We start from the raw sequence: 26,799 nt of genomic DNA, 5'->3' as shown, positions 1-26,799 counted from the left end.
GGCCTGCCGCGACGAGCGAGCCGAGGGGGACCGGATGCGCCCGCGCACCGCGCACCGGGCACTGGGCCAACGCGAGCCTCGGCGAGTCCCTGGTCGCCGTCAACGCGGACGCGCCCGACGTCGACCGCGATCGTGAGCGCCGTCCACCATGCGACCGGCCGCCGGGTGCGGCGTACCCCGGACACCGTCGAGGACCTGCTGTGACGACCGGGCGGGCCGGGCCGCACGGCCCCGTCCGTCAGCCGCCGGCGAGCGCCCCGTCGCGTTGGACGACCATCATGGCCATGTCGTCCTGGACCCGTCCGCCCGCGTGGTCGCGCAGGTCGGCGACGATCTCCCGCAGCAGGGGGCCGGCCTCGAGGCAGGACCACTTCGCGAGGCGTTCGGCGAGCGGGTAGAACGTGCCGTCGCCGTCGCGGGTCTCGGTGACGCCGTCGGTGTAGAGCAGGATCCTGTCCCCGTCGTGGAAGGGGAAGGTCGCCGCGGTGTACGTGCTGTCGGACAGGGCGCCCAGGCCGAGCGGCGGGGCGGGGTCGGTGGCGTGGAGCGCGGTGGCGGCCCCGGACGACCGGCCCAGCAGGAGGGGCGGCGGATGCCCGCAGCTGATCATGTGCAGCACCGGCTGGTCGTCCGGGATGTCGAGCACGACGGCGGTGACGAAGCGTTCACCGGCGTACGGATCGGCTTCCGAGAACTCGTTGAGACCCCAGTGGACGGCGTCCTCCACGTAGGCGACGAGTTCCGGCAGCGCGATGGGACGGTGGGCGGCGGCGCGGAAGGCGCCCAGCACGATGGCGGTGTCGCTGATGGAGGCGAGGCCCTTGCCGCGGACGTCCCCGATGATCAGGCGGGTGGAGCGGGAGGTCCGGGCCGCGGCGTACAGGTCGCCGCCTATGTAGGCGTCGGCCTCGGCGCTGTGGTACTCGCTGGCGAGGGCCAGCGGTCCGGCGCGCGTGGGCAGCGGACGCAGGACGACGCGTTGCGCGGTGTCCGAGACGGCACGTGCTCTGAGCAGTTCCCTCCCTCGCCGGTCCCGCAGGCGGGTGAAGACGACCAGCAGCGCGCAGAGCGCCGCGAGCGTGCACAGTTCGACCAGCACGCTCTCGGTGGCGAGGGTGCCCCGCTCGGTTCCGGCGGCGATCAGCGCGAGCACGGCGAGCGCGCCGACCAGCGATGTGGCCTTCGGACCGTAGGCCATGGCGGTGAACGCGGTGGCGACGACCAGGAGGTGGGCGAGATGGATGTCCGGCGGTAGGAACGCGTCGGCCGTCGGGATGGCGATGATCACCAGCAGCGGGGCGGCCAGCCAGAACGGGTGGGGTGATGAACACCGGTCCCAGTCCGGCAGTGCCGCGGTGGTGTGTGTCTTCGTCGTCGCAGCCGTCACGTCGTGCTCCGGTCCGTGGTGCGGGATCCGTCGGCGCGGGGTCCGTCGGCGCGGGATGCGGTGCGGGATCCGTCGTCGGCAGGTGTGGCGCCGTCGTCGTCTGTCAGGCGGGTGAGCCATTCGGCGAGCAGCGCTCGCTCCGCCGGGGAGAGCGCGCACTGAGGCTCGCAGCGCAGCAGCGCCGCCAGGGTGGTGGCGGCCCGCCGCGTGGTCACCGGCGGGCAGGTGTCGCCCGTGGACGCCTCCGAGATGAGGACACCGGCCAGCACCACGTCCCTGACCCGCGCCGACAGGTCGGTGCCGGGCCGCGTCCCGGGCCGCGTCAGCAGGGTGAGCGCGACACCGGTGTTCGCCGAGATCACGATGTCGGCCGCCCGGTCGGGCTCGACCGCGAGGCGCCCCGCCTGTGCCACGCGCTCCAGCGTGGCGAGCAGCAGCGCGTGCATCTCCTCGATCGCCTTCGGTACGCAGGCCGGCCCCGGGGCGGCCATCAGGCGGTACAGATTGGGGTGCTCCAGCGCGAACTGGGTGTGCTGGTCCCAGCCGCGCCGTAGGTCCGCGACCGGGTCGGCGGTCGGCTCGGCGGCACGTTCGGCGGCCAGGTACCGCGCGAACCCGCGATCCACGACCGCGGCCAGGAGCGTGTCCTTGTCGCCGAAGAGGCGGTAGATGACGGGCTGCCGCACACCCGCCTTCTCGGCGACGCCGCGGGTGGCCACGTCCCCGGTCGGGGACGCCTCCAGCAGTTCGGTCGCCGCCTCCAGGATCAGCGATCTATTGCTCACGTTATCAACGATACCAAGGGCCGTTTAATCACCACATACTTGTTTTTTTCGTGCGTGTGGCGCCGCCCTCCGTGGCACGGACGGCGGCACCTGGTTCGGCAGCCGTGTGATGTTTCCCGCACGACGTGAGGGACCGGGGGCCGGCGGGCACCGTTCCCCTTCATGCCCCACGCGAACGCCCTGCGGCAGGTGATGTGATGACCACGGCGACGACCCCTGCGCTCCGGACCCCCGCCCGGACCGGCGCGGCGACCGCCGGGTCCGGCGCACCGGCCGCCCCGCCCTCCCTGCCGTCCCTCACCGGGCTGCGCTGGATGGCGGCGCTGCTGGTGTTCGGACTGCACGTGCACAACTTCGGCTGGTTCGGCGGCACCGGTGGCCGCCTCGTCTCCTGGGCCTTCGGGGCCGGGGCCACCGGAGTGTCGTTCTTCTTCGTCCTGTCCGGATTCGTACTGACCTGGTCGGCGCGGCCCCACGACCGGGCGCTCGCCTTCTGGCGGCGGCGCGCCGCCCGGATCTACCCGGTGCACCTGGCCACCCTCGCCGTCGCCCTCGTCATGGCGTACACGCTGTCGCACCAGGCACGGCCGACGGCGAAGCAGTCACTGGCGAACGCGCTGCTGCTGCACTCCTGGTGGCGCCCGTGGTGGCAGACGCTGAACCCGGTGAGCTGGTCTTTGGCCTGCGAGGCGTTCTTCTACGCCGCCTTCCCGCTGCTGTTCCTGCTGCTGCGCCGGCTCGGGGCGCGCGCCTCGGCCGCGCTGGGCGGGCTGTCGGCGGCGGCGGTCCTGACGCTGGCCTGGACCGACGCGCACCACTGGTGGACCTACTCGGTCTACTCGTTCCCCGCCGCCCGGCTGCCCGAGTTCGTGCTCGGCGCGGTCACCGCGCGGCTGGTGCTGCTCGGCCGCTGGCGCGGCCCCGGCCTGGAGGCCTCGCTCGCCCTGGCCGTCATCGGCTACTTCATGGTGCCGCAGGTCACGCCCGGCTACTCCGCCACGGTGTGCACCATCGCCGGGTTCGCCCTGCTCATCCCGGCGGCGGCCGTCGCCGACCTGCACGGGCTGCCCTCCCTGTGGCGGCGCCGGCGGATGGTACGGCTCGGGGAGCTGTCGTTCGCCTTCTACATGATCCACTTGCTGGTCCTGCGCGCGGCGACGGAGGTGCTGGGCAAGAAGCCGCACTTCGGCGCCCTGACGGGAGCGGCGGTCACCGCGACCGCGTTCACCGTGTCGCTCGCCCTGTCCTGGGCCTTGTACGAGGGGGTGGAGCGCCCGGCACGGCGCCTGCTGCTGCGCCGTCGCCGTCCTTCTCCGCAGCCGGACCCGGCACCGGTCCGCCGGGACGACCCGGCGGTCGAGCCCGGTCGCACGCACGGGTGACGTCCGCAACAGCGAGGAGAGTCCCGCGCGATTCGGGGTAGGCGGCTCCCCGACACCGGCCCGGCGGCACACCGGCGGGCCGGCACCATGTGAACGCACCGAAGGAGCCGCAGCGACGTGCGCGGGAAACAGACCGGGACGAGCCGACGGCCGGCGACGGCCGGGCCATGCCCCGCGGCCCGCCCTTTCCCGCCGCACCTTGGCACGAGGGCCTGCGGCACGGCTCGCCTTCCAGGCGACGGCGTGACCCGTGCACGGCACAACAGCACGACGGGCCACCGCCCGCTCCCGGCCCCGCGCCACGGAGCGGGGTCCCGCGGCCCGGCTCGTGCTCCGGCCCGTACGCCACAGCCCGGCGCTCCCGTCCGCACCCGTACGGCCGGTCCGTCCGTGCGGCGTGCCCGTCCCCCGGGCGCCCCGGTCGCGCCGGCCTCCCCCTGCCGGACCGTGCCCGGCGCCTCCGTCGTGGTCCCGGTCCCGTGGCCCCGACCGGCACCGGCCCACGCCAGGGCCGGCCGGCGGCGCGGTCGGCGGGGTCCGCGCGGTATTCCCGGTCTAACGACCCTGACCTGGGGAAAGTTGTCGGAGGTGGGGTTGGCCCGCTCGGACGGCGGGGGCTACGGTGGGCGGTCGGCAGTGATCGGTACGGGGAGCCGGCCGACCGGCGGACCTGGCTGTGCGAGAGGAGAGGATGAGAGTGCCCGAGCAGGACGCGGCCGAATCGGCCCCGCAGGTGGTGAGTGCCTTCCTGGAACGGCGCAAGGAGCAGATCGCCCAGCGCTGGGCCGACGCCCCCCTGTTCCGCTCGGTCTTCACCGTCTCCCGCGACGAGGCGGTCGAGGCGTGCAAGGCCGTCGTGGACGCGCTGTCCGACGTGGCGGCCAGCGGACAGCTGGAGAACATCACGGCGCCCGGTTTCACGCCGGTGCGTGACCAGCTGGGCCGGATGACCCAGTCCCGGACCCGCACCGGATCGACCCCGGCCCAGATCGCCGACGAGGTGGCCGCCCTGCGCGTCCCCGTGGTCGACCTGCTGCGCGAGGAGTTCACCGACCCCGCCACCGCGCAGGCCCAGGAGTGCGTGATGGCGCTGACGCTGCTGCTGGGCACGCTGCGCCTGGTGGTGATGGAGACGGCCCTGGACGCGAACGCCGAGCTGATCGAGCGGCAGCGCCAGCAGTTGCTCGAAGTGGCCACGCCCGTCATCAAGTTGTGGGAGGGCACGGTCGCCGTGCCCCTGATCGGAACGCTGGACAGCGCGCGCAGCCAGGTCGTGATGGAGTCGCTGCTGGAGGCCATCGTCGACCAGCGCGCCCGGTACGCCATCCTGGACATCACCGGCGTGCCGACGGTCGACTCGCTCGTCGCGCAGCACCTGATGAAGACGGTGGCCGCTGCGCGCCTGATGGGCGCGGAGTGCATCGTGTCCGGGATCCGCCCGGCCATCGCGCAGACCATCGTGCAGCTCGGCATCGACCTCGGCTCGGTGCTCACCCGCGCCTCGCTGTCCGACGCGCTGGCCTACGCACTGGGCAAGCAGGGCATCGAGGTGTCCCGCGCGGACACGAGTGCGAGCGCCCGGTGAACCAGCCCGTACCGGCCCAGCCGTCCCAGGTCCCGGTGCTCGCCCTGGGCGACGTGCTGCTGGTCTCGTTGCAGGGCGAGCTGCACGACGGCATGGCCGAGCAGTTGCAGCACGACATCACCAACCGCATCGCCACCAGCCGGGTGACCGGTGTGGTCCTCGACATCTCCGGTGTGGACATCGTCGACTCGTTCCTCGGCCGGGTCCTCGCGGAGATCGCCTCCACGGCCGCCCTGCTGGCGGCCCGCACGGTCCTGGCCGGGATGCGGCCCGCCGTGGCGATCACGCTCGTCGAGCTGGGTCTCACCCTGCCCGGCCTGGTCACCGCGCTGGACGTCGACCGTGCCATGGAACTGCTCTCACAGAGGGGAAGCTGATGCAGTCGTCCGGCCAGGCTTCCGCGACGAGCCTGCCCATCGGCTCGGACGCGGATCTGGCCTGGGTCCGGCAGCAGGTGCGGCAGTGCGCGGCGCAGCTCGGCTTCGGTCTCGTGCAGCAGACCAAGCTGGTCACGGCGGCGAGCGAGCTGGCCCGCAACACGCTGGTGCACGGCGGCGGCGGGCGGGCGGAGATCACGCCGCTGGACAACGGCCGCAGCCGAGGTCTGCGCATGAGTTTCATCGACGACGGTCCGGGCATCCGCGACATGGAACTGGCCATGACCGACGGGTACACCACCGGCGGCGGCCTCGGACTCGGGCTGAGCGGAGCGAAGCGGCTGGTGCACGAGTTCAGTGTGGACACCGAGCCCGGGCGGGGCACGACCGTCACCGCCGTCGCCTGGGTGGCCCAGGTACCCGCGTCGCGTCCGGGGGTGGGATGAGCCGGGTGTGGGAGATCCCGGTGCACGACTCCACGCGTGTCCGGGACGCCCGGATAGCGGCCCGTGAGGCGTGCGGACAGGCGGGGCTCGCCGCCGCGCGCACGGCGGCCGCGGAACTGGTCGCCACCGAGCTGGCCACCAACCTGCTCAAACACGCCGGCGGTGGCCGCATGGTGGTCAACCTGGTGGCGGTGCCCGCCGGCGGCGCGGAGACCGGGTCGGTGCAGCTGTTCTCGCTCGACCACGGGCCGGGCATCGCCGACGTCGGCGCCGCGCGGCGGGACGGCTGGTCCACCGCCGTCGGCTCGCTCGGCGCGGGCCTCGGCAGCTGTCAGCGCAGCGCCAACGCCTTCCACCTGTACAGCCTGCCGGGCCGGGGAACGGTCGCGGCGGCGCGGATCGATCCCGAAGCGGTCAAGCGCGGGGCACCGTCGGCACCGGTGCCGGCGGGCGGGATCACGACCGCCCTCGCGCAGGCCGAACAGTGCGGTGACGCGTGGAGCTGGGCGCGTTCCGGGAGCCGGGTGACGATGCTGCTCGCGGACGGTCTGGGGCACGGTCCGAAGGCCGCGCACGCCTCCACCGCGGCCGTGGCGGAGCTGCACCGCGTCGCCCATCTTCCGCCGGCCGAGATCCTGCGCCGGCTGCACACCGTGCTGCGGCCGACCCGGGGCGCGGCGGTCACGGTGGCCCAGGTGGACCCGGACCGGGCCGAACTCAGCTTCGCGGGCGTCGGCAACGTCGGCGCCCGGGTGCGCACGGGGGATTCCTGGACGTCCCTCGTCTCCCATCCGGGGATCGTCGGCGCGTACTTCCCGGCGCAGGTGCCCGTGCGCCGGGTGCCGTGGCGCGGGGACAGCCTGCTCGTCCTGCACAGCGACGGGCTGCCCAGCCGGTGGCAGCCGCCGGAGGACCCTCTGCTGCTCGCCCACGACCCGTCGGTGGTGGCCGCGGCCATCCTGCGCGAGGCGGGCAGCCCGGCCCGCCCCGCACGCGACGACACCAGCGTGGCCGTACTGGCCCCCGACCGCCGGACCAGCGCCCATGACAGCCGCCTCTGACAACTGGACCATCGCCCGCGCCGCCGACGCGGCCCGCGCCCGCGCCCTGCTGGCGCGGCTCACCGCGGACGCCGGGGTGCCCGTGCTCGACCGCGCCCGGTTCCTGACCGCGCTCGGCACCCGGCTGCGCCACGCCGTCGACGCCGGCGGCGCGGAGCTGGCCGTGACCGCCGGGGCGGACGGGAAGCTGCGGGTCGCCCTGGACGGGCCGGAACCGTGGCGGCACACCCTCGTCTGCCCCGCCCCCGTGACCGGCCCGCTGCCCGGCCTGGACGACGCCCCGCTCGCCGAGGCCGTGCTGGACGCCGACGAGGACGCCGCCGCCCTGCTGGCGCACCTGGCGGAGACGGAGGAGCTGCTGCGGTTCCACCGGGAGGAGCTGCACCAGACCAACCAGGGCGTGCTGGCGCTGCACGCCGAGCTGGAGGCGGCGGCGCTCGCGCAGCGCGAACTCCTCGACGCGGAGCGGACGGCGCGCGCGGAGGCGGAGAAGGCCCGTCGTCTGCTGACCTTCCTGGCCAACGCGAGCGCCGTGCTGAACGCCTCCCTCGATCACGAGGACATCCTGCGCCGGCTGCCCGAGCTGCTGGTCCCGGAGTACGCGCGGCACGTCGACGTCTGGTTCGTGGACGACGAGCGCGTCCCGCCGGCCGAGCGGGCGGCCGCCACGGTGACGGCGGCGCGCACCGGCCGGCCGCAGCACGCGGGCCCCCACCCCGGCGACCTGCCCGGCGTGGACGACCTGCCGGCCTCCGCGGTCTCCCCGCGGCGGCCGCTGCTGTGCCTGCCGCTCGGCGCGCGCACCGTGCAGGGGGTGCTGACGCTGTCGGCGCCCGGCGAGCGCTTCGACCCGGACACCACCGTGATGCTGCTGGAACTGGCCCGGCGCGCGGGCATCGCCCTGGACAACGCCCGCCAGTACGAGCAGCACCGGGACGTGGCCGAGGCCCTGCAACGGGCGCAGCTGACCGAGCTGCCCACCACCCCGGGTCTGGAGCTGGCCGCGCGCTACCTGCCGGCGACGCACGGCCTGAACATCGGCGGTGACTGGTACGACGCCTTCCCGCAGCCGGACGGCAGCGTCCTCGCGGTGATAGGGGACGTCACGGGGCACGGGCTGCGCGCGGCGGTGATCATGGGCCAGCTTCGGACCGCGCTGCGCGCCTACGCCGTCGAGGGCAACGGCCCGGCGCGCATCCTCACCCTGCTGCACCGGATGCTCCGCCACCAGCAGCCGGAGCTGTACGCGACCTGCGCCATCGCCCGGTTCACGCCCGGGGAGGCCGGGGTGGTGTGGGCGGCGGCCGGGCATCCGCCGGCCATCGCGCGCGGCCCGGACGGCGAGGTAAGGGTGCTGGAGGGCAGACCGGGGATCATGCTGGGAATTCCGATGGCGTTCTCGTACGAGGAGCACACCCTGGAGCTTCCGGTGGGCTCGACGCTCGCGCTGTACACGGACGGTCTGGTGGAGCGGCGGTCGGCCGGGATCGACGCGGGCATCGACCGCCTCGCCGAGGCCATGGGGGCGCTCGGCCGGTCGGACCTGGCGGATCTGGACGGGGCGGCCGACGCGTTGCTGAAGCCGATGCTGCACGACTCCGAACACGACGACGACATCTGCCTGTTGCTGTGCCGCACCACGCTGGAGTGAGCGGCCCGGCGCCGGCTCCCCCTCTGGCGGGGCGAGCCGGCGCGGGGCCGTGACGCGTACGGCGGCCGGTCCGGGCGACTGCCCGGAGGCCGTCAGGCGGCGGACGGGAAGCGTTCCCAGACCCGGTGGGCGCCGAGCAGCTGGGTGAGCTGCTGGAGCACGGCGGTGGCGGTGTCGTCGGCGACGACACCGGGCGCCTCCAGCGGGATGCCGGCCGCCTCCAGGGCGCTCTCCCCGCCCTTGGCGGCGCCGATGGCCTTGCCGTGCCGGAAGGCCTCCGCGAGCAGCAGCCCCACCCGCGGGTCGGGGGTGCCCGCCCTGCCGTTGGGCTGACCGGCCTTGGCGTCGCGGGCGCCGTAGGCGTCGGCGCCCACGCCGGGGGTGCCGGCCACCAGCAGGGCGTCGAACTCCACGGAGCGCGCGGTGGCGTAGGTCCGCTGCACGGTCAGAGCGTCCTCGCCGTCGCCGAGGGTGCCGCCGACCGGTGCGACGATCAGCGGGACCATGCCGCCGTCCAGCACCTGCTGGCGTACGGCGCGTACGCCGTCCAGGTCGCCGTCGGGGCCGGTGACGATGCCGATGATCCGGCCGTCGGTGGGCCAGGTGTGCCCGACCTGGGAGAGGGCGGGGCTGGGCTCGACGTCGACGAGCGGCACCGTCGGCGCGGGCGCGGGCAGGCCGAGGCCGGCGGCGACGCCCTCGCACAGCTCCGGGTCGATGTTGGCCAGGACCTGAAGGGCCCGTTCCCGGATGGCCTGTTCGTAGCACTTGCCGAGTTCGAAGGTGTAGGCGCCGATGATGTGCTCGCGCTCCACCGGGCTCATGCTCAGCCAGAACCTGCGGGGCTGGCTGAAGTGGTCCTGGAACGACTCGGGCGCCTCGCGGACCTTGGTCGCCTCGGGGACGCGGACGGGGGTCTCGACGTAGGCGCCTTCGAGGCCCGTGCCGGGAGTGAAGGGGCAGCCGCCGTCGAGGGAGTTGGGGCGGTAGGGGGCCACGCCCCGGTGGACGGCCGTCTGGTGGAAGCCGTCGCGCAGCATGTCGTTGACGGGCGAGTGCGGCCGGTTGATCGGGATCTGCGGGAAGTTCGGGCCGCCGAGCCGGGTGATCTGGGTGTCCAGGTAGGAGAAGAGCCGGCCGGCGAGCAGCGGGTCGTCGGTGACGTCGATGCCGGGGACGAGGTGGCCGACGTGGAAGGCGACCTGCTCGGTCTCGGCGAAGAAGTTCGACGGGTTGCGGTTCAGGGTGAGCAGCCCGATCGGCTGTACGGGGGCCAGTTCCTCGGGGACGATGTTCGTCGGGTCGAGCAGGTCGATGCCCTCGAAGGTCTGGTCGGGGGTGTCGGGGAAGGTCTGGATCCCGAACTCCCACTCGGGGTAGGCGCCCGCCTCGATGGCGTCGTAGAGGTCGCGGCGGTGGAAGTCGGGGTCGACGCCGTTGATGATCTGGGCCTCCTCCCACACCAGGGAGTGCACGCCCAGCTTCGGCTTCCAGTGGAACTTCACCAGGGTCGTCTCCCCGGCGGCGTTGACCAGGCGGAAGGTGTGGACGCCGAAGCCCTCCATGGTGCGGTACGAGCGCGGGATGCCCCGGTCGGACATGTTCCACAGGGTGTGGTGGGTGGCCTCGGTGTGCAGGGTGACGAAGTCCCAGAAGGTGTCGTGGGCGCTCTGCGCCTGCGGGATCTCCCGGTCCGGGTGCGGCTTGCCGGCGTGGATGACGTCCGGGAACTTGATGGCGTCCTGGATGAAGAACACCGGGATGTTGTTGCCGACGAGGTCGAAGACGCCCTCGCTGGTGTAGAACTTCGTCGCGAAGCCCCGGGTGTCGCGGACGGTGTCGGAGGAGCCGCGGGAGCCGAGCACGGTGGAGAAGCGGACGAACACCGGTGTCTCGACGTCCTCGGCGAGGAAGGCCGCCTTGGTCACGTTGGCGGCGGTGCCGTAGCTGCGGAAGACGCCGTGCACTCCGGCGCCGCGGGCGTGGACCACGCGCTCGGGGATGCGCTCGTGGTCGAAGTGCATGACCTTCTCGCGCAGGTGGTGGTCCTGGAGGAGCACCGGTCCGCGAGGGCCCGCCTTGAGGGAGTGGTCGGTGTCGTAGAGCCGGGTGCCCTGTGCGTTGGTCAGGTAGCTGCCGCTCTGCGCCATCCGCGCCTGGTCGGCGCCGGTCGGCTGCCCGGTCGGCGAGACGGTGGCCGGGCCGCTCTGGTCGGGCTTGGGCGGGTACGGCTCATGGGGGTCGGTCGGCTCGGCGACCGGCGGCGACTTGGGTCCCGGCTTGCCGGGGATGCCGTCCTCGGGGCCGGCCGGTCCGCCCTGCAGGGCGTCCGCCACCTTGTCCGCCGCTCGTTTCAGGGGATTCGTCTCGCTCATCAGTTCTGATTCCTTCACTGGTCACGGGGGCGGGCCCGGCAGGGACGAGGTGCGTGTCCGAGGCGCGCCTGCCCGCACCCGGGCACGGCCGGCATCGGAGTCGTACCGGGCGAATGTCGATGGAAAGAGGTGGGACGGGGGCTCGTACCGAGGTCCCCGGGCCGGGACGTCCGAAACCGGGAACCACGGTGGATTTCCGGTCGGGGTGAAGTCGGGCCGTCTCCTGTCGTGTTGCCGGGGCGGGAGGCCCACCGGACGCGCTGGTCCGGACCCGGGGACCACCGGCAGGGCCAAGTGCCCCCTGCCGAGGACGTGTTGGTCAGCAGGGCCGGCTTCTTGACCCGGGGCAGGCGGCCACCCGGCGGCCGCCCGCACACGCCACCCTAGGCGCTGACCCCGCCGGGCGCAGTTCGGGACGGGCGCGGCCGTACCCCTTGGAGTACGGTCCCCGTCCGCCGGTCACGGACGCGCGACGACCCGCAGGGTCTCCAGGGAGGAGTCCGCCGCGTCCGGGATGAGGAAGCCGTGGGCGACACCGCTGCGCAGGTAGTCGAGGACCTCCGCGGTGATCACCTCGCCCGGTGCCACGACCGGCACGCCCGGCGGGTACGGGCTGATCGTCTCGGCGGCGATCCGGCCCACGGCCCGCTCGGCGGGTACCCGCTCGGCGGGGCCGAAGAAGGCGTCGCGGGGCAGCACCGCCTGCTCCAGTTCCAGGACGCCGGGCTCGGGCAGGTGCACGGCGGGCCGTCGCTCGATGGAGTCCGCGCGTTCCACCAGGGAGCGTACGGAATCCACGAGCAGCTTCTCGGTCTCCTCGTCGTCGGCGTGGGTGATGGAGGCGCTGATCCGGCAGGTGTCCGAGCCGCCCACGTCGATGTGGCAGTTGGCGCGCAGCCATTCGGCCGCCTGCATGCCGCTGATACCGAGGTCGCGTACGTCGACGACGATCTTCAGCGGGTCGAACTCGGCGGCCAGGCCCTCCTCGATCACTTCGCCGCCCATCACCTTCAGCCCCGGCAGCTCGCGCAGCAGGGCCCGGACGCGCTCGGCCCGGTGCAGCGCCGCGTCCAAGAGGTCGTGCCCGTGTTCGGCCATCTGCCGCCGCCAGCCGTCGAGGGCCGCGTAGATCAGGCTGGAGGCGCTGGTGGTGCCGAGCAGGTCCTCGCGCTGTTTGAGCACGGTGGGCGAGACCCGGTCGTGCTGGAGGTGGAAGACGGAACTCTGCTCGATCGCGCCGCCCATCTTGTGCACGCTGGTGACGACCAGGTCGGCGTCCGCGTTCATGCCCCAGACGGGCAGGCCGTCGTGGAAGGGCAGGTGGGCGCCCCACGCCTCGTCCACGATGAGCGGGACGTCGAAGGCGTGGCAGGCGTCGGCCACCGCGCGCACATCGGCGCAGGTGCCCCAGTCGGTGGGCGTGATCAGCAGCATGCCCTTGGCGTCGGGGTGCTCGCGCAGCCCGTTGCGCACGTCGTCGGCCTCGGGCGGATGCGCCATGTGGCGTTCGCCGTCGAACTTGGGGTGCACCCAGACCGGCTCCACGCCGTTGATGATCACCGCCGCGATGACCGACTTGTGGGCGTTGCGGGACACCAGCAGCTTCTCTCCCGGCCCGGCGACCGAGCACATCGCGGTCCGCACGGACAGGGAGCTGCCGCAGGTGGAGAAGAACGCCTGCTCGGCGCCGACCGCGTCCGCCATCAGCTCCTGCGCCTGCTCCAGCACGCCCTGGGACTGGCGGCGGTCGTCCAGGCCGTTGAGGCTGAGCACGTCGGAGCGGAAGACGTCCATTCCCATGATCTCGGCCACCCGGGGATCGGTGCCGCGGCCCTGTTTGTGCCCGGGGGGCCCGTACGCCACGTCTCCTCGCCGCCGGAACTCCTGCAGAGCCTCCAGGACGGGTACGCGAGAGTGGTCCATGGCAGTCCTCCTGAGCTGGTCGGTGCCGCATCCACCGTGTTGCACCGGCCGCGCTCCCCAAACACGCGGCCGGTGTCAGGGGGCCGTTCGGTGGAACCCGGCCCCGGCACGGAAGACGCCCGCCGAACCCTCAGGAGGTCTCGTGTCGCTGTACCAGCGGATCCGGGAGGAGACCGAGCGCCGCGCCGACGCGCTGTGGAGTGTGGCGACCGCCCTCCACGCGGATCCGGAGACCGCGTTCTCCGAGCACCGCGCGGCGAAGCTGCTCACGGACGAACTGGAGCGCGCGGGGTTCGCGGTGCGGCGGGAGGCCGCGGGCCTGCCGACCGCGTTCACGGCCCGCGCGGGCGAGGGCCGGCCGGTGGTGGCCTTCCCCCTGGAGTACGACGCGCTGCCCGGCCTCGGGCACGCCTGCGGACACAATCTGATCGCGGCGGCGGGCCTCGGCGCGGCCCTGGTCACCGAGGCCGTGCGGGACGGCACCGGGGGCACGGTCCTCGCGGTGGGCACGCCGGCCGAGGAGGGCGGTGGCGGCAAGGCCCTGGAGGTGGAGGCCGGGGTGTTCGACGGGGTGGACGCCGCCCTGATGTTCCACCCCGGGGTGTACGACTGGGTGCGGGCGCCGCTGACCGCGCAGGAGCAGTACCGGATCGGCTTCCGGGGCCGGGCCGCGCACCCGACGGGCGACCCGACGGAGGGCATCGACGCGCTCGCCGCGCTGATCGAGCTGTTCAACGTGGTGTCGGCGCTCGGGCGGCGGCTGCCGGAGGGCTCCCACGTCCAGGGGATCATCACGCAGGGCGGTACGGCCACGAACATCGTCCCGGAGTACGCCGAGGGCCGCTTCGGGCTGCGCGCGGTCACGACGGCGGCCCTGGACGAGCTGGCGGAACAGCTGCGCACCGCCGCGGAGGGGGTGGCGCTGGCGACCGGCACGGCCGTCACGGTGGAACGCGCGAGCGTGCGCTACGAGCACTTCCGGGACAGCTCGGTGCTGTCCGAGCGGTTCGCCGGGCACCTGGACCGCGCCGGGATCGCGCTGACCGCGCCCACGCCCGGCGTCTACCTGGGCTCCTCCGACATCGGCAACGTCAGCGGCCGGCTGCCGGCCATCCACCCGTTCGTCGCGATCATGGGCGCCGACGGCTCCGACCATACGCCCGAGTTCGCCGAGGCCGCGGCCTCGGAGCGGGCCCGCCGTGTGCTGACGGCGGTGGTGGAGGCGCTGGCCTGCACGGCGGTGGACCTCCTGGGGGACGCGGAGCTGCGCGGTCGCGCGTGGGCGGACCTGCATCTGACGGCGGACTGACGGCCCCGGTCCCGCCGGCCCCGCGCACCGTCCGCGGTGCCGCCGTCCGGACGACGGTCAGCCGGAGCGGACCTCGCGTTCGTCCTCTCGTTCGGCGGCCTTCGCCCGGCCGCGCACGTCCTCCACGGCGGCGGACAGGGCCCGGCGGATCACCTCGGGCAGCCGGCGGCGCGTCGGCCACTCCACCAGGCAGCGCGCGACCTCCCGCAGTTTGATGTTGCTGTGCTGCGATATGTGCCGCAGGACGTCCCAGCCCTGCTCCGGACGCAGCCCGCCCACGGTGATGACCACGCCGATCGCCTGGTCGACCAGGGCGTGCGAGCCGAGAGCACGGCGCAGTTGCTCCACCTCCTCCTGAAGTGCTTTCAGCTGGTCCGTCCGCTCCTCGGGTCCGATCATGCGCCTCACCCTCCGCAGCCCGGACGCCGAGCACCAGCCGTCAGGCGAACAACAGGGCAAGAGGCCGTACAGAAAACGAAAAATCGCTGGTCGGTGGGCCGTGGCGGCGGGTTTCGGGGGCAGCGGGCGGGCATGGACAGACTCACCTTCGACAGCCATGACCTGGACGTGACGGAGGACTTCCTCAGCCGGGCCTACGCCAGGATGCGCATCGGAAGCGGGACGTCCGGCTCGACCCGTGCCCAGATCCACCGCGCCGGCATTCCCGGCGTGAGCGTCGACGAACTCGCGCTGGACTTCGAGATGTCCTACTCGGTGTCACCGCTGGGCCGGATCTGCCTGTGCGTCGTGCACGAGGGAACCGTGCGGGACCACGGCTTCCAGGGTGTCGAGGACTCCTTCGGCCCGGGGGACGCGGTGCTGTTCGCGCCGCCGGACCTGCCGTACGAAGGCCGCATCTGCAACGCCCGCTACAACATCACCATGCTGGATCCCGCGCTGCTCGCCCAGGTGGCCGGGGACGGCTCGCGACCGGTACGGCTGACCGGGCACCGGCCTCGCTCGGCCGCCGCGGCGCGCCACCTCACCCGTACGATCGCCCATCTGCGCGACGACGTGCTGTCCGACGCCCAGATCGCGGACCAGCCGCTGATCGCCGCCACGGCCGCCCAGCATCTGGCGGCGAGTGTCCTGGCCGCGTTCCCCAACACGGCGCTGGACGAGGCCGCCGCCCACGACACCGACGCGCACCCGGCGGTGCTGCGGCGCGCGCTCGCCTACATCGACGACCACGCGGACCAGCCCGTCGCGGTCGCGGACATCGCCGCCGCGGCCCATGTGACGGTACGCGCGCTGCAGTACGCCTTCCGCCGCCATCTGGACACCACTCCGCTGGCCCAGCTGCGCCGGGTGCGGCTCGCACATGCCCATCGCGAGCTGGTGGCCGCCGATCCCGGCAGCGGGGTCACGGTGACGGAGATCGCGGCCCGGTGGGGTTTCCACCACCCGGGCCGCTTCGCCTCCCTGTACCGGGACACCTACCGCAGGGCCCCGCACGAGAGCCTGGCCGGCGGCTGACGGCGGCCGGCCGGTGTCCTTACGGGAAGGACGTCACCTTGGACGGAACCGTGTCGGTTCCCGAGGTGGGTGCGCCCGTGCTGTTGACGACGTGCGCGTACTGGCCCTTGCCGCCGAGCGAGATCACCAGCAGGTCGTGCATCTTGATCCCGCTCTTGACCGGCACCTGGAAGCCGTGGGCCTGGACGATCGAGGGATCGGCCGTGTAGTTGCAGTAGCTGCCCAGGCCCCACGCCTCGTGGGTGGTGACGGAGTCGGCGACCTTGTAGGCCGCGTAGCCGGTGATGCCGTCGTGGGTGATGGCGGCGGCGTTCGGGGCGTCGTAGGCCTTCTCGTTCTGGAAGAAGATCGTCCGGCCGCGTTCTCCGTTCCAGTAGACGTCGTACTTGTTGAAGTGCTCCACGAACAGGCCGGTGGCCAGGACGTCGTCGCCGTTCACGCGCAGGCCGTAGTCGGCGCGGTTGGTGTCCCAGCCGACGCCGCTGCCGTGGTCGGCGCGCCAGAGCCAGGTGTGGTCGATGATCACGTCGTCGCTGTTGACCACCACGGAGTTGGTCGCGAGCCCGGGCCCGGCTCCGCCGACGCGGATGAAGACGTCCTGCATGGTGGTGGGGTTCGCGGAGTGGTCGGCGCCGGCGTCGGGGGTGCCGATGCGCAGCAGCGTGTCGGAGTTGACCGGGCCCGCGTCGATCAGGAACCCGGCGAGCCGCACCCCGTCGACGTCGGCGACGTGCATCGCGTCGACGCCGTTGTCGGGGACGAGGGTGGCGAGGCCGAGGCCGAGGACGACGGTGTTCGGCCGGGTGACGTCGATGGTCTGGTCAAGGTGGTAGACGCCGGGGGTGAACAGGAGGTTGAGGCCCTGGGCGAGGGCCTGGTTGATGGTGGCGGCGGTCGCGCCGGGCTTGACGACGTAGAACTGGTCGAGCGGGAGCGACGTACCGGCGTTCGCGGGCCAGGAGACGCCCCGGGCGTTGGTGCGCTTGGCCGGGACGAACACCTTGTAGGCGGAGCCGTCGAGGTAGAGGAACGGCTTCTCGCGGGAGACCGGGGTGGTGTCCAGGGTGGTGTACGGGCCGCTGTCGAAGTTGGTGGCGGGAGCGCCCTGGACACCGGTGAAGGTCATGTTCCACACGCCGTTGGTCCAGCCGCCGACCGAGCTGTCCCGGGTGTACCACTGCTGCTGGGAGTACGGGCCGACCGTGCCGTCGATCTTGGAGTCCGCGATGTAGCCGCCGGAGGCCCAGCCGTAGCCGTTGGGAGCGAGGTTGAGGCCGCCCTGGACGTGGATGCGGCGGAAGGGCGCGGCCTGGGCGACGGCCCAGCGGTCGGTGCCGTTGACGGGCTTGAGGGCGAGGTTCTCCGCCGAACGCCAGAAGTTCTGGGTGGCGTTGCCGTTGAACCAGCCCGCGTCGACCGTGATGTCCCCGTTGATCTGGGTGTCGTCGGGGTTCAGGCCGAGGCCGGAGATCGAGGTGTAGAAGCCGAGTTGGGCGTTGATGTTGTTGTAGGTGCCGGGCTTGAGCAGGAACTGGTAGCGGCCGGTGCCGAACTGGGCCGACTCCTGCTTGGCGAAGACGTCGTCGAACTTCTGCTGCAGGCCCGGGGTCGAGGGGTCGACGACGATGACGTTCGGGCCGAGGTCGCCGCCGCCCTGGACGGGCGGGACGCCGGTGGCGCCGGTGTGCACGGCGACCTCCCACAGGGAGTATCCGTAGCCGGTGCCGCGGGCGGTGCCGTAGATCCGGACGTACCTGCCGGAGCCGCTGACGTCGTAGGACGCCGTGCCGCCGGTGGCCCCGGTGACGCTCTTGAGGGTGTTCCAGCTCTGCCCGTCGGAGGACGCCTGGATCTGGAAGTCCTTGCCGTAGGCGGCCTCCCAGTTCAGGTCCACCTTGCACAGGTCCTGGACGGAACCGAGGTCGATGCGGAGCCACTGCGGGTCGGCGGCCTGGCTGGACCAGCGGGTCCCGGTGTCGCCGTCGACGGCGGCGGAGGCGGGGGTGCCGGCGTTCTCGGTGGAGGAGGCCGTGGCGGCCTTGCCCTGGGCCGCGTTCGCGGTGCCGCAGCCCGCCTGGGCGCCGTCCGCGGTGCCGAACACCTGGAACTCCCAGAGGGAGTAGCCCCAGGCGGTGGCTCGGTGCACGCCGAGCATCCGTACGTAGCGGCCCCGGCCGGACACGTCGAGCGTGTCGTCGCCGCCGTCGGAGCCGGTGACGGACTTCAGATCGGTCCAGGTATTGCCGTCCCCGGATATCTGGACCTTGTAGTCCTTGCCGTAGGCGGCCTCCCAGTTCAGGACGACCCGGGTGACGGTGGCGGTGTTCCCGAGGTCGACCCGGACCCACTGGTCGTCGCTCGCGGCCGAGGACCAGCGGGTCCCGGTGTCGCCGTCGACGGCCTTGGCGGCGGCGGTGCCGCCGTTCTCCTCGGACGACGCGGTGGCGGTTTTCCCCTGGGACAGGGGGGTCTCGGCGGCGGTGGCCGAGGGGTGCGTGGCGGGCAGGGCGAGCAGCGCGGCCGTGGCGGCCAGCACTGCGCCCAGTGCTCTCAGTCTCATGCGGCGGCTCCAGACGTGTGGGGATGCAACGGGTAAGACCCACGGCTTAGTTCATGCTTTGATTTAAGAGATGAACCAACCGTCCCACAAGCCTTCGGACACCAGATTCCTTCAACGGCCGGTGCTGTCCCCCGCTCACCCGGCGATCGGCTCGGCCGCTTGCCGCACGCGGCGGGGCGCGGGTCAGCCCGGCTCGGGCGGGGGCGCGGACAGCGGGGTGTCCCAGGCGAGCTGGCGGATGAGCTGCTCGTCCGGAGCGGCGGAAGGAGGTGTGCCGGGCGTGGGGCGGGTGCCGCGGGTGAGGCCGCCGCTGACGGCGATGTTGCGCTCCGCCCGCGGACGGCGGTGCCGCTCGAACCCGGCACACGCGGCCCCCGCACCGGGCAGATCGCGCAGGGCCTTGGCCAGGACCACGGCGTCCTCCAGGGCCATCGAGGCGCCCTGGCCGGTCGCCGGGGAGGCCGCGTGTGCCGCGTCGCCCACGAGCAGGACCCGCCCGGTGTGCCAGGCGGTCCCGAGGGGCAGCTCCGTGGCGTTGGTGACCATGACGGCGTCGGCGCAGGCCGCGACCAGCGCGGCGGCGGGAGTGTCGTCCTCCCTCAGCAGCGGCAGCAACTGCGCGCGCAGGACGGAGGGCGGCGCGGCGAGGTCCTCGGCGGACAGCGGACCGCCGCCGGTGCGGGCGAACCAGTACGCCTCCCCCGCCGGCGACACCGCGTACCCGAAGGCGGTCGTGGCGCCCCGCACCATGGTGACGGCGCCGTCCGGGCCGGGTGCGGGCGCGTTCGCGGTGTAGCCGTAGTAGACCCGCCGGCCGGCGTACCCGGGCCGGACCCCGGGCATGAGCAGGCCGCGCACGGTGGAGTTCAGGCCGTCGGCGCCGATGAGCAGGTCCCCGGTGGCCGTCGAGCCGTCGGCGAAGTGGGCGGTGACGTCGTACGGGCCGTCCGTCACGGACACCAGCCGGGCGCCGTGGCGCAGCCGGACGCCGCGGCGGACCGCCTCGCCCTGGAGGGCCGCGTTCAGCTCACCGCGGCGCAGGCAGCGGTAGCGCAGGGCGGGGTCGTCCGCCTCGCCCAGCGGTGCGTGCGCGAGCTCGGTGCCCCGGCTGTCCAGTAGCCGCAGCGAAGTCAGCGGAAAACCGACGGCCGTGACGGCCTGCGTGGCGTCCAGCTCGGCCAGGGCGCGCATGCCGTTGCTCGCCAGGGTGAGGAAGGCGCCGATGTCCTCGGCCGTGTCCGGGTGCGCCTCGTAGACGGTGACGTCGACACCGGCCTTGTGCAGGCCCAGCGCGGTCGCGGTCCCCGCGATGCCACCGCCGATCACCAGTACCCTCATCGCGTCCGCTCCCTCATCCGCCGCTGCGCGCACCGACCGTGGCCGTGACCATCCAAGGGCAGCGGTGGGGCCGCCCGGAACACACGGGGCCGGTATCCGGACACGCGGGCCCTCCCGAGTGCCTGGCGGGGCACGTGGTCTGACGGCCGCCACCGCGGTAACCGGCCCTCGGGTGAACCTGGTGCGAGGCGGGCGTCCGCTGGTTCCCGGCCCGTGCGCCTCACGCTCCCGGTCCGCCTCCGACCGCCGCGCGAGCCGCTCCTGAGACACGCGGCCGGGTGCGCCGTGCGCCGGCACGCCCCCTGTGTGAAGGGTGGTTGCCGGGGAACTGGGTACGTCCCCGCCATGCGGGTGAGTGTGGTGGACGCGGGGTCGAACACGGTCCGACTGGTGATCGCGGATGTGGAGGGCGGTGTTCCGCTGCCGGTGCACACCGTCAAGTGGAAGCTCCGCCTCGCCGAACAGGTCGGCCCGGACGGCACCATCGCCGACGAGGCGGTGGAGCGGCTGGTGAAGGCGGTGGCCGCGGCGGGCGCCACGGCCCGGCGGTGGCACGCGGCGGGCCCGCTGGCCTTCGCGACCGCGGTGGTGCGCGGCGCCCCCAACCGCCATGACGCGCTGCAACGGGTGGCGTCCGGCACCGGTATCCGCATGTGCACCCTGCCCGGTGAGACGGAGGCCGAGCTGACCTTCCTGGCGGCGCGGCGCTGGCTGGGCTGGAAGGCGGGTCCCCTGGCCCTGCTCGACATCGGCGGCGGCTCGCTGGAGGTGGCCTTCGGCCGGGGCCGGCTGCCCGACTTCGCCGCGTCCCTGCCGCTCGGCGCCAGCCGGCTGACCCGGGAGCATCTGGGCCTCCAGGATCCGCCCGGGCCGGGCGAGCTGAAGGAACTGCGCCGCCGTATCCGCCATGAACTGCGGGACGTGGCCGCGCGGATCCGCTGGGAGCGTCCGCGCACCGCCGCCGTCACGTCCCGTACGTTCCAGCAGCTGGCGCGGCTGTGCGGGGCCGCGCCGGGCCGGTTCGGTCCCTTCGTGGACCGTGAGCTGGCCTGCCGGGACCTGCGCGCGGCGGTGCACGCCCTCGCCGGGCTGCCTGCCGCCGAGCGCTCCAAGCTGCCCGGGATCTCCGCGCCGCGCGCCGCCCAGAGCCTGGCCGGAGCGGTCGTCGGGCACACGGCACTGAAGCTGATGGGCCTGCCCCGGGCCGTCGTCTGCCCCTGGGCGATCCGCGAGGGCGTGCTGCTGCGCTACGCCGAGGACGGCGCCGACTGGTGGGCGGACGCCACCGGCGGGACCGGTGCCACCGCGCCGGCCCCCGCGGCGCCGCTCCGCATCGCGAGCCCGTCCCCGTGACGGGCGGTCACGGGGCGTTCGAGGGGGTTCTCCTGACGGTTCGCCGCGCGCGGGGAGAGCCCCGGTGGTCCCACCGGCCGTCCCCGTTCGGATGAGCGGTGCTTCAGGGCGGCCGGCCGGGTGGAACGCTCCCGCGTGGGGCCGGGGCCGGATCAGCGTCCCGCCCGCCCATCCGCCGGGCACCGGAAGGGACACCTCATGCGCGCTCGCACCACGTGCCGCCGGACCGTGACCGCCCTCTGCCCCGGCCCGCTGACAGCGGGCGCCGGGGCGCTGCCGGCCCCGGCCGCCCTCGCCGCGCCCGCGCCGCCGCCCTACTACTACGACTGCGCGAGCACCTCCGAGGACCAGGAGACCGGCACGCTCGCGGGCGAGGGATCCGCCGAGGTCGCCGAGATCACCGAGGGCGACGGTGGTACGGAAGGGCTCCTGGTGAGGGACCGGCGTCCGCGTGCGAACCGGACGCCGACTCTTGACGTGTCTGGTTCAGACCTTTAACTTCTCGGGTCACCGGCGAACAAGCATGAGTTCAGCGTTCACCATCATGAACGATCACCATCATGAACGCTTCTCCGCTTCGCACCCGGCCCGCATCCGGTCCGAAGAAGGGACCCCCCACATGACCCGATCCCGGATACCCGCGGCGACGGCCACCGCCGTGCTCGCCCTCGCCCTCACCGCACTCGGCACCGGCGGCGCGGACGCGGCCGACCCGCGTGTCGCGCCCGGCGGCAACTTCGACCTGTCCGTGTGGCAGCTCCAGGAACCCGTCGGCTCCCCCGGCAAGCCCACCACCATCCCGTCGTCGCGGCTCCAGGGCGCGAACGGCTACCAGGACGCGTACTTCTACACCGACACCCGCGACGGCGCCATGACGTTCTGGGCGCCCGAGAAGGGCGTCACCACGCCGAACTCCCAGTACGCCCGCTCCGAACTGCGCGAGATGAACCGCGACGGCTCCGCCGCCGACTGGGCGCTCAGCGGCAGCCACCGGCTGAGCGCGACGCTGCGCGTGGTGTCCGTGACCAAGAACGTCTGCGTCGGCCAGATCCACCTCGGCTCCGGCGGTTCCTCCACCAAGCCGCTGGTGGAGCTGTACTACCGCGCCAACGGGGACATCGTCCTCGGCACCGAGGACTCGCCGGACGGCGGCCAGACCCAGCACCCCGTCGGGCACGTGTCGATCGGCAAGACCTGGACCTACACCATCGCCGTCTCCGGCGGGAACACCATCGACCTGACTGTGAACGGCACGACCACGCACTACGCCATCCCGTCCTCCTTCAAGCCGTACAAGCAGTACTTCAAGGCGGGCTCCTACAACCAGTCCTCCTCGGACAGCACCACCAACGGGGCCCGCGTGGCCTTCTACGGGCTGACCGTCTCGCACGGCTGACACACGGCCCGACCTGCGCGACTGGTGCGAACGGCGGGACGGTCGTAGCGTCGGGTGCACGCGGTCGGACACAGCACGACGGGTGGGAGCGACCATGCGCGGATCAGTGACGGGAACGGCGGTCCTCCTGGCGGCAGGAGCCCTCCTGACAGCGGCCATGACCACGGCAACGGCCAGTCCGCCGGTCACCGACTCGACGCGGACACGTGCCGGCGCCTCGCCGTCCCACGCCGGTGCGTCGCAGCCGGTCCTGGTCGACTGCCTGTTCAACCGCACCGTCCGCCCCGGCGACTTCATCCTGGCCTGCGGCGACGGAAACAGCCGTCTCACCGGACTCCACTGGACCAAGTGGAGTCCGGAGGGCGCCACCGCGGTGGGCACGAACATGGTCAACGACTGCAAGCCGTACTGCGCGGCCGGCTCCTTCCACGCGTACCCGGTGACCGTCCGGCTCGAAGACACCGAGCCCTGGAAGAAGCACCCCGACGTGCAGCGCTTCAGCCGGATGAGCCTCACCTACCAGGAGGGTCGTCCGGAGGGCTTCAAGCAGGTCATGACGTATCCGCTCTGGGACTGACAAGGGGCCAGGCCCTCGGCGTGGGCGAAGGACGCGGCGCCCGCTCCCGGCGGCGCGCGGCTTCGGCGCCAACGGCGTCGGGCTCCGCCTGGATGCCCTGTGGGTGTCGAACACCGACCGGGGCACACTGCTGCGCACCTCCGTGGCCGTCCGCGGGCGGGCCGTGCACGTGCCGAGCGCCGCGTCCGCCGCCCGGCACGACCCGGACCTCCTCCCCCGCCCGCGCCACCTCATCGGCCGGGGTCAGCTCACGCGCGGGCGGCCCAGGCCCCCGCTCACCTCAGTTCCGCCAGGAGGTCGCCGCCCTCCACCTGCTGGATGCGGTTGATGGCGAGGCGGGAGACGCGGCCCGCCTTGGGGGCCGTGATCGTGGCCTCCATCTTCATGGCCTCGATGGTGGCGATCGTGGCACCCTCCGCCACCTCGTCGCCCTCGGCGACGGCCAGGGTCACCACGCCGGCGAAGGGCGCCGCGACATGGCCGGGGTCGGAGCGGTCGGCCTTCTCCGTCACCGGGATGTCGGAGGCCGCCGCACGGTCACGGACCTGGATGGGCCGCAGCTGGCCGTTGAGCGTGGACATCACGGTGCGCATACCGCGCTCGTCGGCCTCGCCGATCGCCTGGAGCTCGATCAGCAGCCGGACGCCGGGCTCCAGGTCGACGGCGTACTCCTTGGCCGGGCGCAGGCCGTAGAAGAACGCCTTGCTGTCGAGGACGCTGGTGTCGCCGAAGGACTGGCGGTGCGTCTCGAACTCGCGGGCCGGGCCGGGGAACAGCAGCCGGTTGAGGGTGGCCCGGCGGTCCTTCGCCAGCCCCTCGCGGTCCTCGGCGGACAGCTCGGGCGCGGGCTTGGGCGCCGCCCGCCCCTGAAGCGCCTTGGTGCGGAACGGCTCCGGCCAGCCGCCGGGCGGCGTGCCCAGTTCGCCGCGCAGGAAGCCGATCACCGAGTCCGGGATGTCGTACTTGTCGGGGGTCGACTCGAACGCGTCCGGGCCGACCCCGGCGCCCACCAGGTGCAGGGCCAGGTCACCGACCACCTTGGAGGACGGGGTGACCTTCACCAGACGGCCGAGGATGCGGTCGGCGGCGGCGTACATCGCCTCGATCTCCTCGAAGCGGTCGCCGAGGCCGAGGGCGACGGCCTGGGTGCGCAGGTTGGACAGCTGCCCGCCGGGGATCTCGTGGTGGTAGACGCGGCCGGTCGGGGAGGCGAGGCCCGCCTCGAACGGGGCGTAGATCTTGCGGACGCCCTCCCAGTACGGCTCCAGGTCGCCGACCGCCTGGAGGTCCAGGCCGGTGGGCCGCTCGGAGTGGTCGGTGGCGGCGACGATCGCGGACAGCGACGGCTGGGAGGTCGTACCGGCCATGCTGGCCACCGCGCCGTCGACCGCGTCGGCGCCCGCCTGGATCGCGGCGAGGTACGTGGCGAGCTGGCCGCCGGCGGTGTCGTGCGTGTGCAGGTGCACGGGAAGGTCGAACTCGCGGCGCAGCGCCGAGACGAGCTTGGCGGCGGCCGGGGCGCGCAGCAGGCCGGCCATGTCCTTGACGGCGAGCACGTGGGCGCCGGCCTCGACGATCTGCTCGGCGAGGCGCAGGTAGTAGTCGAGGGTGTAGAGGCGCTCCGACGGGTCGCTGAGGTCCGCGGTGTAGCAGAGGGCGACCTCGGCGATCGCGGTGCCCGTCTCGCGCACGGCGTCGATGGCGGGCCGCATCTGGCCGACGTCGTTCAGGGCGTCGAAGATGCGGAAGATGTCGATGCCGGTGGCGGCGGCCTCCTGCACGAAGGCGTCGGTGACCTCGGTCGGGTACGGGGTGTAGCCGACGGTGTTGCGGCCGCGCAGCAGCATCTGGAGGCAGATGTTGGGGACGGCCTCGCGCAGGGCGGCCAGCCGCTCCCAGGGGTCCTCGGCGAGGAAGCGCAGCGCGACGTCGTAGGTGGCACCGCCCCAGCACTCCAGGGAGAGCAGCTGCGGCAGGGTGCGGGCGACGACCGGGGCGACGGCGAGGAGGTCCTTGGTGCGCACCCGGGTGGCGAGCAGGGACTGGTGGGCGTCGCGGAAGGTGGTGTCGGTGACGCCGATGGTCGGCGACTCGCGCAGGTGCCGGGCGAATCCCTCGGGGCCGAGGTCCACGAGGAGCCGGCGGGAGCCGGCGGGCGGCTCGCCGGCCGGCAGCGGCGGCAGCTTGGTCAGCGGGTCGAGCACGTCGGGCCGCCGGCCGTGCGGCTGGTTCACCGTCACGTCGGCGAGGTAGGTGAGCAGCTTGGTACCGCGGTCGGCGGAGGAGCGGGCGGTCAGCAGGTGCGGGCGCTGCTCGATGAAGGAGGTGGTGATCCGGCCGGCCTGGAAGTCGGGGTCGTCCAGGACCGCTTGGAGGAACGGGATGTTGGTGGCCACGCCGCGGATGCGGAACTCGGCGACCGCGCGCCGGGCCCGGCCAATGGCGGCCTGGAAGTCGCGGCCCCGGCAGGTGAGCTTGACCAGCATCGAGTCGAAGTGCGCGCTGATCTCCGTACCGGCGTGGGTGGTGCCGCCGTCGAGGCGGATGCCGGAGCCGCCCGGGGAGCGGTAGGCGCTGATCCGGCCGGTGTCCGGGCGGAAGCCGTTGGCGGGGTCCTCGGTGGTGATGCGGCACTGGAGTGCGGCGCCGCGCAGGGTGACCGTGTCCTGGGACAGGCCGAGGCCGGCCAGGGTCTCGCCGGAGGCGATGCGCATCTGGGCCTGGACCAGGTCGACGTCGGTGACCTCTTCGGTGACGGTGTGCTCGACCTGGATGCGCGGGTTCATCTCGATGAACACGTGGTTGCCGTCGCGGTCGAGGAGGAACTCCACGGTGCCGGCGTTGCGGTAGCCGATCTCGCGGGCGAAGCGGACGGCGTCGGCGCAGATCCGGTCGCGCAGCTCCGGGTCCAGGTTGGGCGCGGGGGCCAGCTCGATGACCTTCTGGTGGCGGCGCTGGAGCGAGCAGTCCCGCTCGAAGAGGTGGATGACGTTGCCCTCGCCGTCGGCGAGGATCTGCACCTCGATGTGGCGGGGCTCCACGACGGCCTTCTCCAGGAAGACGGTCGGGTCGCCGAACGCGGAGGCGGCCTCGCGGGAGGCGGCCTCGATGGACTCGCGCAGCTGGGCCGGGTCCTCCACGCGGCGCATGCCGCGCCCGCCGCCGCCGGCGACCGCCTTGACGAAGACGGGGAAGCCGATCTCCTCGGCGGCGCGCACCAGTTCGTCCACGTCGGTGGAGGGCTGACAGGAGCCGAGGACGGGCACGCCCGCGGCGCGGGCGGCGGCGACCGCGCGGGCCTTGTTGCCGGTCAGCTCCAGGGTGGCCGCGCTGGGGCCGACGAAGGTGATGCCGGCCTGCTCGCAGGCGCGGGCCAGTTCGGGGTTCTCGGACAGGAAGCCGTAGCCCGGGTAGACGGCGTCGGCGCCCGCCCGGCGGGCGGCGCCCACGATCTCCTCGACGGAGAGGTAGGCCCGCACCGGGTGCCCCGGCTCCCCGATCTCGTACGCCTCGTCGGCCTTCAGCCGGTGCAGCGAGTTGCGGTCCTCGTGCGGGAACACGGCGACGGTGCGCGCGCCGAGTTCGTAGCCCGCCCGGAACGCGCGGATCGCGATCTCTCCACGGTTGGCGACCAGCACCTTGCGGAACATCATGGATTCCCTTCAGCTGCCTGCCGGCGACGAACACCCTGGTGTCAGCCACACCTGCCGTACTCGCGGCCACCCTAGGGGGTGCCCGCACGGGTCGATGTGCGAAAACCATCACACTGACGGGGTGGGCCGCGCCACACGGGCGCGCCGCGTCGCGATGCCCCGGGA

At 73.4% G+C, this 26,799-nt stretch carries 20 protein-coding genes; 12 read left to right on the top strand and 8 right to left on the bottom strand.

Features of this window, described 5'->3' with window-relative positions; all coding sequences use genetic code 11:
- Window positions 1-238: 238 nt before the first annotated feature.
- Both ACZ5DC_RS19855 and ACZ5DC_RS19850 read right to left on the bottom strand, forming a co-directional pair.
- Window positions 239-1,387, bottom strand: coding sequence for a PP2C family protein-serine/threonine phosphatase (locus ACZ5DC_RS19855; RefSeq protein ID WP_468654348.1), 1,149 nt, complete (start codon window positions 1,385-1,387; stop codon window positions 239-241).
- Entirely contained in the window at window positions 1,384-2,172 is a 789-nt protein-coding gene (locus ACZ5DC_RS19850; protein ID WP_468654346.1) for a TetR/AcrR family transcriptional regulator, read from the bottom strand. The genes ACZ5DC_RS19855 and ACZ5DC_RS19850 overlap by 4 nt, the downstream gene beginning before the upstream one ends.
- A gap of 197 nt (window positions 2,173-2,369) precedes the next feature.
- Between ACZ5DC_RS19850 and ACZ5DC_RS19845 the strand changes: the two genes are divergently transcribed.
- From ACZ5DC_RS19845 to ACZ5DC_RS19820, 6 genes are all read left to right on the top strand, one after another.
- Window positions 2,370-3,554 carry an acyltransferase family protein gene (locus ACZ5DC_RS19845; RefSeq protein ID WP_468654344.1) on the top strand — a complete coding sequence of 395 codons (1,185 nt, stop codon included), beginning with the start codon at window positions 2,370-2,372 and terminating at the stop codon, window positions 3,552-3,554.
- A 691-nt stretch (window positions 3,555-4,245) separates the two neighbouring features.
- Window positions 4,246-5,139 carry an STAS domain-containing protein gene (locus ACZ5DC_RS19840; protein WP_468654342.1) on the top strand — a complete coding sequence of 298 codons (894 nt, stop codon included), beginning with the start codon at window positions 4,246-4,248 and terminating at the stop codon, window positions 5,137-5,139.
- The gene (locus tag ACZ5DC_RS19835; RefSeq protein ID WP_171150354.1) at window positions 5,136-5,516 is read left to right on the top strand and encodes an STAS domain-containing protein; all 381 of its coding nucleotides are present in this window, start codon (window positions 5,136-5,138) and stop codon (window positions 5,514-5,516) included. The genes ACZ5DC_RS19840 and ACZ5DC_RS19835 overlap by 4 nt, the downstream gene beginning before the upstream one ends.
- Window positions 5,516-5,962, top strand: a complete 447-nt coding sequence (locus tag ACZ5DC_RS19830) for an ATP-binding protein (protein ID WP_366751012.1) — start codon at window positions 5,516-5,518, stop codon at window positions 5,960-5,962. Before ACZ5DC_RS19835 ends, ACZ5DC_RS19830 begins: the two co-directional genes overlap by 1 nt.
- On the top strand, window positions 5,959-7,023 hold the full coding sequence (locus ACZ5DC_RS19825) for a SpoIIE family protein phosphatase (RefSeq protein WP_468654340.1): 1,065 nt from the start codon (window positions 5,959-5,961) through the stop codon (window positions 7,021-7,023). The genes ACZ5DC_RS19830 and ACZ5DC_RS19825 overlap by 4 nt, the downstream gene beginning before the upstream one ends.
- Window positions 7,007-8,674: a PP2C family protein-serine/threonine phosphatase gene (locus ACZ5DC_RS19820; RefSeq protein WP_468654338.1), complete on the top strand. Its 1,668-nt coding sequence runs from the start codon at window positions 7,007-7,009 to the stop codon at window positions 8,672-8,674. Before ACZ5DC_RS19825 ends, ACZ5DC_RS19820 begins: the two co-directional genes overlap by 17 nt.
- A gap of 92 nt (window positions 8,675-8,766) precedes the next feature.
- On the opposite strand, the gene ACZ5DC_RS19815 is transcribed toward ACZ5DC_RS19820, so the two are convergent.
- Entirely contained in the window at window positions 8,767-11,049 is a 2,283-nt protein-coding gene (locus ACZ5DC_RS19815) for a catalase (protein ID WP_468654336.1), read from the bottom strand.
- Between the two features lie 459 nt (window positions 11,050-11,508).
- Complete coding sequence (locus tag ACZ5DC_RS19810; protein WP_468654335.1) at window positions 11,509-12,972, bottom strand: aminotransferase class I/II-fold pyridoxal phosphate-dependent enzyme; 1,464 nt, start codon at window positions 12,970-12,972, stop codon at window positions 11,509-11,511.
- Window positions 12,973-13,114: 142 nt separating this feature from the next.
- Between ACZ5DC_RS19810 and ACZ5DC_RS19805 the strand changes: the two genes are divergently transcribed.
- The gene (locus ACZ5DC_RS19805) at window positions 13,115-14,281 is read left to right on the top strand and encodes an amidohydrolase (RefSeq protein WP_468654333.1); all 1,167 of its coding nucleotides are present in this window, start codon (window positions 13,115-13,117) and stop codon (window positions 14,279-14,281) included.
- 57 nt (window positions 14,282-14,338) lie between these two features.
- On the opposite strand, the gene ACZ5DC_RS19800 is transcribed toward ACZ5DC_RS19805, so the two are convergent.
- Window positions 14,339-14,680, bottom strand: a complete 342-nt coding sequence (locus ACZ5DC_RS19800) for an ANTAR domain-containing protein (protein ID WP_468654331.1) — start codon at window positions 14,678-14,680, stop codon at window positions 14,339-14,341.
- A 132-nt stretch (window positions 14,681-14,812) separates the two neighbouring features.
- Here ACZ5DC_RS19800 and ACZ5DC_RS19795 point away from each other — a divergent pair, with 132 nt between their 5' ends.
- Window positions 14,813-15,757, top strand: a complete 945-nt coding sequence (locus ACZ5DC_RS19795) for a helix-turn-helix domain-containing protein (RefSeq protein WP_468654329.1) — start codon at window positions 14,813-14,815, stop codon at window positions 15,755-15,757.
- Between the two features lie 19 nt (window positions 15,758-15,776).
- On the opposite strand, the gene ACZ5DC_RS19790 is transcribed toward ACZ5DC_RS19795, so the two are convergent.
- Both ACZ5DC_RS19790 and ACZ5DC_RS19785 read right to left on the bottom strand, forming a co-directional pair.
- Window positions 15,777-18,317, bottom strand: coding sequence for a discoidin domain-containing protein (locus ACZ5DC_RS19790; protein ID WP_468654327.1), 2,541 nt, complete (start codon window positions 18,315-18,317; stop codon window positions 15,777-15,779).
- Between the two features lie 183 nt (window positions 18,318-18,500).
- Complete coding sequence (locus tag ACZ5DC_RS19785) at window positions 18,501-19,655, bottom strand: FAD-dependent oxidoreductase (protein WP_468654325.1); 1,155 nt, start codon at window positions 19,653-19,655, stop codon at window positions 18,501-18,503.
- A 345-nt stretch (window positions 19,656-20,000) separates the two neighbouring features.
- Here ACZ5DC_RS19785 and ACZ5DC_RS19780 point away from each other — a divergent pair, with 345 nt between their 5' ends.
- From ACZ5DC_RS19780 to ACZ5DC_RS19765, 4 genes are all read left to right on the top strand, one after another.
- A complete protein-coding gene (locus tag ACZ5DC_RS19780) occupies window positions 20,001-21,008 on the top strand; it encodes a Ppx/GppA family phosphatase (protein ID WP_468654323.1) in 1,008 nt (335 codons plus the stop codon).
- A gap of 198 nt (window positions 21,009-21,206) precedes the next feature.
- Window positions 21,207-21,506: a hypothetical protein gene (locus ACZ5DC_RS19775; RefSeq protein ID WP_468654321.1), complete on the top strand. Its 300-nt coding sequence runs from the start codon at window positions 21,207-21,209 to the stop codon at window positions 21,504-21,506.
- A gap of 121 nt (window positions 21,507-21,627) precedes the next feature.
- Window positions 21,628-22,404, top strand: a complete 777-nt coding sequence (locus ACZ5DC_RS19770) for a polysaccharide lyase family 7 protein (RefSeq protein ID WP_468654319.1) — start codon at window positions 21,628-21,630, stop codon at window positions 22,402-22,404.
- 94 nt (window positions 22,405-22,498) lie between these two features.
- On the top strand, window positions 22,499-22,981 hold the full coding sequence (locus ACZ5DC_RS19765; protein ID WP_468654317.1) for a hypothetical protein: 483 nt from the start codon (window positions 22,499-22,501) through the stop codon (window positions 22,979-22,981).
- 275 nt (window positions 22,982-23,256) lie between these two features.
- Here the strand turns inward: ACZ5DC_RS19765 and ACZ5DC_RS19760 are convergent, their stop codons facing one another.
- On the bottom strand, window positions 23,257-26,631 hold the full coding sequence (locus ACZ5DC_RS19760) for a pyruvate carboxylase (protein ID WP_468654869.1): 3,375 nt from the start codon (window positions 26,629-26,631) through the stop codon (window positions 23,257-23,259).
- Window positions 26,632-26,799: the final 168 nt, after the last annotated feature.

Source organism: Streptomyces sp. NPDC031445, from assembly GCF_055581365.1.
This window is presented reverse-complemented; position numbering and strand designations above follow the sequence as displayed.